Here is a 10,459-nt window from a genome sequence, read left to right as displayed (position 1 = left end):
CGCCTTTATTGCCACCCGTTTACTGCAGTTACGTTTTATCAAAGAGGTCGAGCCGAACGGCACAACCATGAACTGCGAACACGTGATGAGCACGAAGGCTTGGAAACTGTTGTGGATGAAAACGGTAGGAAAGCCACTACCCACGGGCATTCCGGATATGCACTGGGCTTACGAGAGCCTCGCCAGACTAGGTGGATGGAAAGATACAAAACGAACAGGCCGAGCGTCTGTGAAGGTGTTGTGGGAAGGATGGTTTAAGTTGCAAACCATCCTTGAAGGCTATGAGCTTGCGATGTCTCTTGAGCACGGGGACTTGTGATCAAGAGACAGCCCTAGGGAGCCTTTTTTAGTTCATCTGAGATTCTTTACTAGCGCGCGGTATGCTCTGCAAAAAAGCGCTGTAGGCATTGGTCGCATCCCAGCAGTTGCTTTGAGGTGGTGTTGTTTTTAAACAGCAAGATCATATGCGGAATAAAGCGGCCGTGATGCAGCCAAGTCGCCATACGGCGCAGCTCTTTTATCGCAGGAGCTGGCGCTCGTTCAGCCCAGGCAGACAGCGCAACTAAGCGCGGATCTGCGTCCATCGCCTCGTAGCGAAACGAATCCATCAGCAGTAAAAAGGCATCACGCGCCATCAGCTGGCTGGAGCAATCCCGTTGTGACTCTTCCAAGTCTAAAAAGCTCACCTGGCCATCGTCTGAGGCAACAATATCGCGCAGTGCAGGGCGGCCATGGCACATATCATGGTGATGAAAGGCAGACAAGGCTACAAACGCGCGTCTTAGCAGCACTTGTGAATCGGCGCTTTCTGGCAGCTGGCGCAGGGTTTTGCCCATATCGCGGGTGACCAAATAGTCTTGAGTCGTCAGGATCGGTTCTACCACCGGCAGCTGCTTGCGATGCATCCGCTCTAGCATGTCGCATTCATGGTTAAAACGCTGTTCGGTACTGAGTGCGGAGTTGACCAACAGCATCCGTAAGCGAGGAAAGGAAGCGAGCTTAGTGGCCAGCAGGCGCAGCAGGTTCTGCTTATTTTCGGCGCAAAACTTTACCCAATAACGCTCGCCGTTCCACTCTAAACGCTGGACCGGTTTAACGCGTGTCATATTGTCTACGGCTTGCTGTAGCGTGCCAGGAACCATCGATACCTCATCATTCGAATAAATAGTTAACCTAAGTAAAGCCTTGTTAACCGTTACCAACATGAAGCATAGACGTCATTAATACGTCATATCACCTTGGTAGGGTATTTTCGCAGCAATCTTTATATGAAACAATGCCAGTCTTTGCTTACGCCCCAAGCCATGCCCTATCAACACCTGATCTTTGATCTCGACCATACCCTGTGGGACTTTGACCGCAATGCCAACCGTGTGTTGGAGCAACTAACCCATGAATTTCTGGGGCCTTTTGGCATCTCGTTTGATCAGTTTATGGTGCACTACACGCCGCTAAACGCAGCGCTGTGGGACGACTACCACCACCACCGCGTTACTAAGCAGCAGCTACGTGAACGGCGCTTTCCGGAAACAGTCAAGGCCTTAGGACTTCGCGAGGAACAGTTGCATCAACCCTCGGTGCAGATGGAGCAACTGTTTATTGAGCGCTGCTCAGATATGGATGGCGTGTTTCCTCATTGCCATAAGGTGCTGGAAACGCTGGCTAAACGCTATCAGCTGCACATCATGACCAATGGCTTTGCCGAAGCACAACACCGCAAGCTGCGTGCAGCCAAGCTGGAACAGTACTTCGAGCAGGTGTTTATCTCCGAGCACATCGGTGCCAACAAGCCTTCACCGCTGATCTTCGAGCATGCATTGAAGGCGCTAAACTGCCCGCCCGAGCAGTGCATTATGATTGGCGACAACCTGCATGCCGACGTGGGAGGGGCGCAAGCCTCGGGGATCGATCAGATCTGGTTTAACCCCACCGGCCTCGAGCGTGGCAAGGATATCCAGCCAACCTACCAAATTGCCTGCCTTAGTGAGTTACCCGAGCTACTACTCTGTTAAGCTGAGCTTTCACTGTATATACTAGCCCGAGCTGGTCGCTCGTCTAAAGCACGCCAACGCAAACAAACGTGAGGCTCAGCCAAGTAAACAAGGAAGTTGTACTCTATGAAATACGCGCTCGGCGCAGTGCTAGCAATTGTGTTGCTAGCCGCAAAACCTGCTCTCGCTTACCAAGGTATTACACTGGCAGCCAGTGGCTCCATCCCGCCTTACATCATTGAGCAACACAACGGTAGCCAACTCGAAGTCATCAGAGATGCCTTGCTAGCCGAAGAGTTGCTTATCGACGAACTGATGTTCGTGTCCAACTTGCGTGCCATGCGTCTGCTTAAAGCCAAACAGGTCGATGCCGTTATCAACGCCCCTTCAGGCTCGCCCGATATCTACTACTCAGAACCAGTGGTGCACTACCAAAATGTCGCCATTTCCCTGCGTGACAGCGAGCTATCCATTAACTCGCTGCAAGACCTGCGGTCTTTAAAAGTCATGGCATTTCAAAATGCCTCGCGCTACCTCGGCCCTGAGTATGCGCAGGTGTTAGAAGGGCAAAACAACTACTTTGAGGTGGTCAATCAGCAAGCGCAGATCGAGCGGCTACATCGTCAGCAAGTGGATGTGATTGTTCTAGACCGGGAAATCTACCACTACTTCGCGCAAAAGCTCGACGAGCAGCGCCTCACCCTGCACCCGGTCACCTTTCATGAGCTGTTTCCCGCTTCGCCAAGGGTGCTCGGCTTCCACAGCCCGCAACTGCGCGATCGCTTCAACCGAGGCCTTAAACAAGTTCAAGGCCTAGAGCAGTAGTAACTTAGCTGCCCTCGACCTTGTGCTCAGAGCCCGCCACTGGCGGTACCGCGCTGGAGCTTCGTACCAACAACTGAGTGGGGATCACGCTCTCCTGCGGAGCTTGCTCGCCGTTTAGGATCTTCAGCAAGACCTTCATGGCGGTCTCACCGATCTGCTTCTGTGGCTGACGAATCGTGGTGAGCTGCGGCGTGGTGTACTCGGCAAACAGCAGGTCGTCGAAGCCAACAATTGATAGCTGGTCGGGCACCGAGTAGCCCACCTCCATGGCGGCGCGCATCGCTCCCATCGCCATCATATCGTTAAAGCAAAACAGCGCGGTCATCTGATACTGCTTGTGCAAGCGCTTAAACGCGGCATAGCCCGAGTGAAAGCTAAAGTCCCCCGACTCCACCGCCGCCGCTTCAAAGCTCAGCTTGCCTTGCTGAAGGCTGTCGAGATACCCTTGTTTGCGCACCCCACACAGCGGGTTTTCTTTGGGGCCAGTGATACAAGCAATCCGCTTATGGCCCATATCCCGCAGGTAATCGACAGCGCGCTTGGCCCCGCCATAGTTGTCGGAATGAACGGTGGGCACCGGATAGCCTTCGAAGAACTCACAGGCCATTACCATCGGTATGTTCGAGCCGCTCTTAAACTCGGCCGGCAGCTCCGCGGTAAGCGAGATAATGCCATCGGCTTGCTTGGTTTTTACCAGGTCGATATAGACGCTAGCTTGCTGCACTGTGTGCACCGAGTCCCCCAGCAGCACCTTGTAGCCGTTCTGTTGAGCCACCAGTTGAATACCCCGCACGATATCGGCAAAGAACATATTGGCGATATCGGGCAGCACCACCACGATGGTCTTGGATTCACTTTTGCGCAGGTTGCGCGCAATCGCATTGGGAGTAAAGCCGGTGGATGCGATGGCCTGTTGCACCTTTAAGCGGGTCTTCTCTGATACCCGCTCTGGGCTCATCATCGATCGCGACACCGTGGCGGTGGATACGCCCGCCACCCGAGCGACGTCCTTCATTGTTGGCATGGGTCTTCCTTATCTGTTCGCTGCCCTCATTCTAACCTATAAATACTCTGCACCGAAAATGCAATCGATTACATTTTGTGAGTATTTATTTTTTATTACTGTTCAAAAAAAACACAGGATAGATCTCAAAAAAAATTGCCGTTTTCGCTCCAACAACCATTTTGATCACATTTTGTACTGCAGAGCAGGACAATTAGCTAGATAACTCGCTATAAATAGACCCATACCTACATGATGCGTGGTAATTCGCTGGTTCAGCTGAATGATAATTGCTTCATCTTGGCTGCTCCTTCTAATCATCAAAATGTAATCGATTGCATTTTGTCTACAAATGACGCTAAAAAGGGAAGACAAGCAATGAGAACAATTAAAGGTCCCGCGCTGTTTCTGGCTCAGTTCGCCGACGACAATCCGCCATTTAACTCCCTCGACAGTATTGCCAAATGGGCCAGTGGTCTGGGCTACAAAGGTGTGCAGATCCCAAGCTGGGATAGCCGCTTATTCGACTTAGAACGGGCTGCCAGCGATCAAGGCTACTGCGAAGAGATCAAGGCATTGCTCGCCCACCATGGCCTTGAGCTGACCGAGCTAAGCACCCACCTACAAGGGCAACTGGTTGCGGTCCACCCCGCCTACGATGAAATGTTCGACGGCTTTGCCCCGCGCGAAGTGCACAACAACCCGCAAGCGCGCCAAGCCTGGGCGGTGCGGCAGATGATGCTGGCTGCCAAAGCCTCTAAAAACTTAGGGCTAACGGCCCATGTAACCTTCTCCGGTGCGCTGCTTTGGCCTTATATCTATCCTTGGCCACAGCGCCCGCAAGGCTTGGTGGAAGCTGGCTTTGAAGAGTTGGCCAAGCGCTGGATGCCGATCCTCGATGCCTTCGACGCAGCCGGTGTCGATGTCTGCTACGAGATCCATCCGGGCGAAGATCTGCACGATGGCGCCACCTTCGAGCGCTTCCTAAGTGCGGTGAACAACCACCCGCGCGCCAACATCTTGTACGACCCCAGCCACTTTGTGTTGCAGCAGTTGGACTATCTGGCCTTTATCGACCGCTACCACGAGCGCATCAAAATGTTCCACGTTAAGGATGCCGAGTTTAACCCCAGTGCTCAGCAAGGCGTGTACGGCGGTTACCAATCGTGGGTTGAGCGCGCCGGACGCTTCCGCTCACTGGGTGATGGCCAAGTTAACTTCAGCCAGATCTTCTCCAAGCTCAGTCAGTACAACTTCGACGGCTGGGCGGTGGTGGAGTGGGAATGCTGCATGAAGCACCCCGAAGCCGGGGCCGCCGAAGGCGCCAAGTTTGTCGAACAGCACATCATTCCGGTCACCGACAAGGCCTTCGATGACTTCGCCGACGCCGATGTCGACAAGCAAACCAACCAGCAGATCCTCGGACTGAGCTAAGGAGCGAACATGGAAAAGTTAAAACTGGGCATGGTCGGTGGTGGCATTGGCGCATTTATCGGTGGGGTACACCGCATCGCCTCGCGTATCGACGATGAATTTAGCTTGGTAGCTGGTGCACTGAGCGCCGATCCCGAAAAAGCCGCGCAATCGGCGCAGGCTCTGGGCATCGAGGCCGAGCGCAGCTACAGCGACTACCGCCTGATGGCGCAAGCAGAAGCAGAGCGCCCCGACGGCATCGATGTTGTGGCCATCGTTACGCCAAACCATATGCACTTCCCCATCGCCAAGGCGTTTTTGGAAGCGGGCATCCACGTTATCTGCGACAAGCCGATGACCACCACCTTGCAAGAAGCCGAGCAGCTACAAGCGCTGGTTGAACAGCACGATAAGCTGTTTGTGCTAACCCATAACTACACCGCCTACCCGCTGATCCGCCAAGCCCGCGAGATGATCGCCAATGGCGATCTTGGGCCACTGCGAGTGATTCAGGTGGAGTATGTACAAGATTGGCTAAGCCAGCGCACCGAGAGCACCGGCAACAAGCAGGCGGAATGGCGCACCGACCCGAAACGCTCCGGCCCTGCCGGTTGTCTGGGCGATATCGCCACCCACGCCTACAACTTGGCCAGCTTTGTCAGCGACTTACAGCTTGAGTCGGTGGCCAGTGAGCTAAGTACCTTTGTGCCCGGTCGCAGCCTCGACGACAACGTGCATGCCATGCTGCGCTTTGAGCAAGGTGTACGCGGCATGCTGTGGAGCTCGCAAGTGGCTCCGGGCAACGAGAACGGGCTTCGCCTAAGGATCTACGGCGAGAAAGCCGGGCTAAGCTGGTCGCAAGAGCAGCCTAACACCTTAGAGTACTCGCCCTTTGGCCAGCCAGTACAACTACTAACCCGCGCCGGTAATGGCTACCAAGGCGATGCCTCCTTGGTGCGCACCCCAGCCGGTCACCCGGAAGGCTACTTGGAGGGTTTCGCCAATATCTACCGCGAGACTGCCCAATGCCTGCGCGCAATTGCCGACGGTGAATCAGTCCAAGCGGCCCTCGCGGCCTACCCACTGCCCGGTGTTAGCGACGGCGTCGACGGACTGCGCTTTATCAACGCGATGATCCAATCCTCTCAAGCGGATGGTAGCTGGACGGCACTTAGCGAGGTCGGCAATGACTAGCGTGCAACGACCTACACTGCTGCGCCTGGAGAGCATTCGCAAGTCGTTCTCCGGCGTCACTGTGCTGCACGGCATTAATGCCGAGATCGAGCAAGGTGAGGTGTTGGGAATATTGGGTGAGAACGGAGCCGGTAAGTCGACGCTGCTGAAGATCGTCTCCGGCATCTACTCACTCAGCGATGGCGCGCTGCACTTAGATGGAGAGCCAGTCACCATCGGCTCTCCCGGCGACGCCAAACGCCTGGGGATCGCCATGATCCCTCAGGAGTTCAACCTGATAGCCAGCTTGAATGTGTTTGAGAACATCTTCCTTGGTCATGAACTAAAACGTGGCAGCTTGCTGGACAAAGCCGCCATGCGCCAGCGCACCCATGACCTGCTACAACTGCTCGAAACCGAGCTGGATCCCGACAGCTTAGTCGAAGATCTCAGCGTGGCCGAGAAGCAGATGGTGGAGATCGCCAAAGCACTAGTGCACGATGCGCGCATCCTGATTATGGATGAGCCAACCACCGTACTGACCAAGAAAGAGGTGGAGGTGCTGTTCGCCCTGATCGCCAAGCTCAAGGCGCAAGGGGTCACTATCTTGTTTATCTCGCACAAGCTCAAAGAGGTGAAGCAGCTATGTGATCGGCTGATGATCCTGCGCGATGGCCAGTTGGTGTCGATGGACGAGGTCGCTCATCTGAGCGAGCACGATATGGCTACCAAGATGGTCGGGCGCGAACTCAACCAGATCTTCCCGGAGCGCAGTCAGCCCCTCGATGAATGGGCGCTGGAGGTCAGCGGCCTGAGCATCCGCTCCCAGCTACACGACATCAGCTTTGGCGTGCGCAAGGGCGAGGTACTGGGCTTCGCAGGCTTAGTGGGCAGCGGCCGCACTGAAACCATGGAAGCGCTGATGGGGCTGCGTCGCAGCGATAGCGGTCAGGTTAAGGTGTTCGGCAAGCCAGTCAAGATCCGCAAGCTGCGCCAAGCCGTGGAGCTTGGGCTGGCCTACCTCAGTGAAGACCGCCAAGGCGCGGGGCTGGTGATGAACTTCGACCTACCGGAGAACATCAGCCTGATTTCGTTAAAGCGCTATAGCCGCGGCCTGATCAACCACCAGCAAACCCGCAAGCAAGCCCAAGACTATGTGCAGCGCTTTTCCATTAAAGCGCCGTCGCTGGGTAGCGAGCTGCAGTATCTCAGCGGTGGTAACCAGCAAAAAGTCTACCTGTCGAAGTGGATGGATACCGATCCCAAGATCCTGATCCTCGACGAACCCACCCGCGGGGTGGACGTGAACACAAAGAAAGATATCTACCACTTTATCCAGTCGCTCACCGAGCAAGGCATGGCGGTGATCGTGATTTCATCGGAGATGGAGGAGCTGATTGGCCTCGCCCATCGGGTGATGGTGATGCGCGAAGGCCGCCTGCAAGGCGAGCTGAGCGGTGAACAGATTAACGAGCAACAAATCATGTTGCTGGCCGCAGGACTGGGCCCACAACAGAGGGAAACCGCATGAGTGATGCAATAAAGAAGGGTGTGCTGGCGACGCGCTTTTTCTCGGGAAGTAACGCAAAGCCCAAATTTACCATCGGCAACTACGCCCCGCTGATCGCCTTGATTATTTTGGTGGTCATCTCGGCGCTCGCCAGTGAGCACTTCCTGATGCCACGCAATATCACCAACGTGCTGCGCCAGGTCTCCTACACCGGGATCATCGCACTGGGTATGACCTTTGTGATTATCGCCGGCGGTATCGACTTGTCGGTCGGCTCGGGCCTCGCGTTGGTCGGTGTGCTGGTGATTATGCTGCTCAACTATTTGGGCGATGGCTGGCTGGCGGTCAGTGTGGCAATCGGCGCGGCTGCGGCTTTGGGGGCGATGTCGGGAGCGATTAACGGCGCGCTTACCACCAAAGGCAAGATAGCGCCCTTTGTCGCGACTTTGGCGACCATGTCTATCTTCCGCTCTCTGACCCTGTATATCAGCGACGCCGGGGAGATGGTCTCGCAGAACAGCGTCTACTCCAAGGTTGGTACCGGCTACTTTTTAGACCTGCCAGTACCGGTGTGGCTATTCCTCGGCCTAGCGGCGCTGGGCCATATGCTACTGCGCCACACCGCCTTTGGCCGCCATGTCTGTGCAGTCGGCTCCAACCCCAAGGTTGCCAGCTACTCGGCGATCAATGTGCAGCGGATTATCTTCTCCACCTTCGTGATCCTCGGGGTCACTGTGGGCCTGTCGGCGGTGATGCTGTCTTCGCGTCTTAACTCAGTCAGCCCCGGCGATGCGGGCATGTTCTATGAGTTGGATGCCATCGCCGCGGTAGTGATTGGCGGCACCTCGCTTAACGGCGGTAAAGGAACCATTTGGGGCACTGTGATTGGCGCAGTGATCCTGGGAATTATTAACAACATGCTGAACTTGATGGGGGTTTCCCCCTACCTACAAGGAACGGTGAAAGGATTGGTGATCTTGATTGCGGTACTGATGCAGTACAAACGAGAGCGCTAGCCCCCACGCCAGATACGTAAAATAAAGGAGCGTACCCATGCTACGAAATACGATACAAAAAATGCTTATCAGTGTGTTCTGCCTTGCCATGTTGGTGTGTGGCCAGGCGTGGGCAAAAACCTACAAGATTGGGGTTTCAGTGCCCACCGCTGACCATGGCTGGACAGGCGGCGTACTATGGTGGGCCAACCGGGCCATCGATGACCTGAAAAAAACCGATCAAGACGTAGAGTTCTACCTAGTCTCCGCCAGCTCGGGCGCAGCCCAGGTAGGCGATGTGGAAGACTTGATGATCCGCGGTATCGACGCCTTGGTTATCCTGCCACACAACCCGGCCACCCTGCAGAACGTGATTAGCGAAGCCTACGACAGCGGTATCTACACCGTGGTGGTTGACCGCGAGTTACCCACTCCGGCACAAGATGTATTTATCGCTGGCGACAACCCCGGCCTTGGTACTGTAAGTGGCCACTGGCTGGCGGAAGAGATGGGCGGTAAAGGTAAAGTGGTGGTGATCGAAGGTATGTCGATCCCAATTAACAAAGAGCGGGTCGATGGCTTTAATGAGGTAATCAGCCAGCACAAAGGTATCGAGATCCTCGACAGCCAGCCTGCCGATTGGTCAACCCAGAAAGCCTTGGCGGTCATGGAAAACATGCTACAACGCCACCGCCATATCGACGCGGTATGGTGCCAAGATGACGATATGCTCAAAGGCGTGATGCAGGCGATTAAAGAGTCTGGCCGCAGCGAAATCAAAACCGTACTCGGCGGCGCTGGCTCTAAAGACATTATGAAGATGATTATGGACGGCGACGATGTAGTCCGCGCCACCGTGACCTACCCACCGAACATGGTGGCATCTGGTATCGCACTAGCGGTAAGCGGTATCAAACATGAGAACATCGGCAAGATGTACCACTCAGCCCCATCACGGGTAATCTTGGCGGCCGAGTTAGTGGATAAGAGTAATGCTCAGGATTTTTATGTGCCTGAGGCGACGTTCTAGAGCAGTTAAGTCGCGTTGTTCAAAAAGGCCACAGCATGCTGTGGCCTTTTTTGATCTGACACCTCAGTTAACGATATGTGAGCGCGGCTTGATGGAGTAGTACTATTAGAGATGGTAACTTTAAAACCATTCGGGAAAAGTTCCATTGAGTAAGATGTTATGTAGGTGGAGGTAGCGTTGAGTTCTAGGGAAGGTGCGATTAAGTCCCTGATGTGAGATCATAGGCATAAGGATATCAACAAGGACGTGCATCCATGACTCACCAGTTAACCTTCGCCGATAGTGAGTTTTCTTCAAAGCGCCGACAAACTCGTAAAGAGAAGTTTCTTTCCCGAATGAATGACCTGCTGCCTTGGGTTCGGCTTACCGAGGTGATTGAGTCTGTCTACCCTAAAGCAGGTAATGGCCGCCGCCCTTACCCTCTAGAAACCATGTTGCGTATCCACTGCATGCAGCAGTGGTACACACTCAGTGATGGCGCAATGGAAGATGCCCTGTATGAAATCGCCTCAATGCGCT

10 protein-coding genes and 1 pseudogene are annotated in these 10,459 nt (G+C 54.7%); 9 read left to right on the top strand and 2 right to left on the bottom strand.

From position 1 onward, the window contains the following. Positions 1-319: pseudogene (locus G462_RS23505) on the top strand (IS4 family transposase); the annotation flags it as partial. Positions 320-368: 49 nt separating this feature from the next. On the opposite strand, the gene G462_RS0119570 reads toward G462_RS23505, so the two are convergent. Then, entirely contained in the window at positions 369-1,106 is a 738-nt protein-coding gene (locus G462_RS0119570; protein ID WP_157378696.1) for a BUD32 family EKC/KEOPS complex subunit, read from the bottom strand. A 162-nt stretch (positions 1,107-1,268) separates the two neighbouring features. Between G462_RS0119570 and G462_RS0119565 the strand changes: the two genes are divergently transcribed. Next, positions 1,269-2,012: a YjjG family noncanonical pyrimidine nucleotidase gene (locus tag G462_RS0119565; protein WP_051326883.1), complete on the top strand. Its 744-nt coding sequence runs from the start codon at positions 1,269-1,271 to the stop codon at positions 2,010-2,012. Positions 2,013-2,117: 105 nt separating this feature from the next. Further along, positions 2,118-2,816, top strand: a complete 699-nt coding sequence (locus tag G462_RS0119560; RefSeq protein ID WP_026960481.1) for a substrate-binding periplasmic protein — start codon at positions 2,118-2,120, stop codon at positions 2,814-2,816. A gap of 4 nt (positions 2,817-2,820) precedes the next feature. Here the strand turns inward: G462_RS0119560 and G462_RS0119555 are convergent, their stop codons facing one another. After that, positions 2,821-3,840 (bottom strand): LacI family DNA-binding transcriptional regulator, encoded by a 1,020-nt coding sequence (locus G462_RS0119555; RefSeq protein WP_026960480.1) that lies wholly within the window; start codon positions 3,838-3,840, stop codon positions 2,821-2,823. Between the two features lie 357 nt (positions 3,841-4,197). Between G462_RS0119555 and G462_RS0119550 the strand changes: the two genes are divergently transcribed. The 6 genes from G462_RS0119550 to G462_RS23500 all read left to right on the top strand — a co-directional run. Further along, positions 4,198-5,253 carry a sugar phosphate isomerase/epimerase family protein gene (locus tag G462_RS0119550; RefSeq protein WP_026960479.1) on the top strand — a complete coding sequence of 352 codons (1,056 nt, stop codon included), beginning with the start codon at positions 4,198-4,200 and terminating at the stop codon, positions 5,251-5,253. Positions 5,254-5,262: 9 nt separating this feature from the next. Then, the gene (locus G462_RS0119545; protein WP_026960478.1) at positions 5,263-6,426 is read left to right on the top strand and encodes a Gfo/Idh/MocA family protein; all 1,164 of its coding nucleotides are present in this window, start codon (positions 5,263-5,265) and stop codon (positions 6,424-6,426) included. Further along, complete coding sequence (locus G462_RS0119540; protein WP_026960477.1) at positions 6,419-7,936, top strand: sugar ABC transporter ATP-binding protein; 1,518 nt, start codon at positions 6,419-6,421, stop codon at positions 7,934-7,936. The genes G462_RS0119545 and G462_RS0119540 overlap by 8 nt, the downstream gene beginning before the upstream one ends. Beyond that, positions 7,933-8,931: an ABC transporter permease gene (locus G462_RS0119535; protein WP_084405146.1), complete on the top strand. Its 999-nt coding sequence runs from the start codon at positions 7,933-7,935 to the stop codon at positions 8,929-8,931. The genes G462_RS0119540 and G462_RS0119535 overlap by 4 nt, the downstream gene beginning before the upstream one ends. 37 nt (positions 8,932-8,968) lie before the next feature. Continuing rightward, positions 8,969-9,940, top strand: coding sequence for a substrate-binding domain-containing protein (locus G462_RS0119530; RefSeq protein WP_035478462.1), 972 nt, complete (start codon positions 8,969-8,971; stop codon positions 9,938-9,940). A 254-nt stretch (positions 9,941-10,194) separates the two neighbouring features. Further along, on the top strand, positions 10,195-10,459 hold a 265-nt coding region (locus G462_RS23500; protein WP_169720201.1), incomplete at its 3' end, for a transposase.

The organism is Aliagarivorans taiwanensis DSM 22990, from assembly GCF_000429505.1.
Classification (GTDB): Bacteria; Pseudomonadota; Gammaproteobacteria; order Enterobacterales; family Celerinatantimonadaceae; genus Aliagarivorans; species Aliagarivorans taiwanensis.
The sequence above is the reverse complement of the archived record's forward strand: the minus strand, read 5'-3'. Positions and strand labels throughout refer to the sequence as shown.

Excerpts from the sequence above, each read along its gene's own strand:
- G462_RS0119570 (WP_157378696.1), bottom strand. The coding sequence starts at position 1,106 with ATGACACGCGTTAAACCGGTCCAGCGTTTAGAGTGGAACGGCGAGCGT.
- G462_RS0119565 (WP_051326883.1), top strand. The coding sequence starts at position 1,269 with ATGAAACAATGCCAGTCTTTGCTTACGCCCCAAGCCATGCCCTATCAA.
- G462_RS0119560 (WP_026960481.1), top strand. The coding sequence starts at position 2,118 with ATGAAATACGCGCTCGGCGCAGTGCTAGCAATTGTGTTGCTAGCCGCA.
- G462_RS0119555 (WP_026960480.1), bottom strand. The coding sequence starts at position 3,840 with ATGCCAACAATGAAGGACGTCGCTCGGGTGGCGGGCGTATCCACCGCC.
- G462_RS0119550 (WP_026960479.1), top strand. The coding sequence starts at position 4,198 with ATGAGAACAATTAAAGGTCCCGCGCTGTTTCTGGCTCAGTTCGCCGAC.
- G462_RS0119545 (WP_026960478.1), top strand. The coding sequence starts at position 5,263 with ATGGAAAAGTTAAAACTGGGCATGGTCGGTGGTGGCATTGGCGCATTT.
- G462_RS0119540 (WP_026960477.1), top strand. The coding sequence starts at position 6,419 with ATGACTAGCGTGCAACGACCTACACTGCTGCGCCTGGAGAGCATTCGC.
- G462_RS0119535 (WP_084405146.1), top strand. The coding sequence starts at position 7,933 with ATGAGTGATGCAATAAAGAAGGGTGTGCTGGCGACGCGCTTTTTCTCG.
- G462_RS0119530 (WP_035478462.1), top strand. The coding sequence starts at position 8,969 with ATGCTACGAAATACGATACAAAAAATGCTTATCAGTGTGTTCTGCCTT.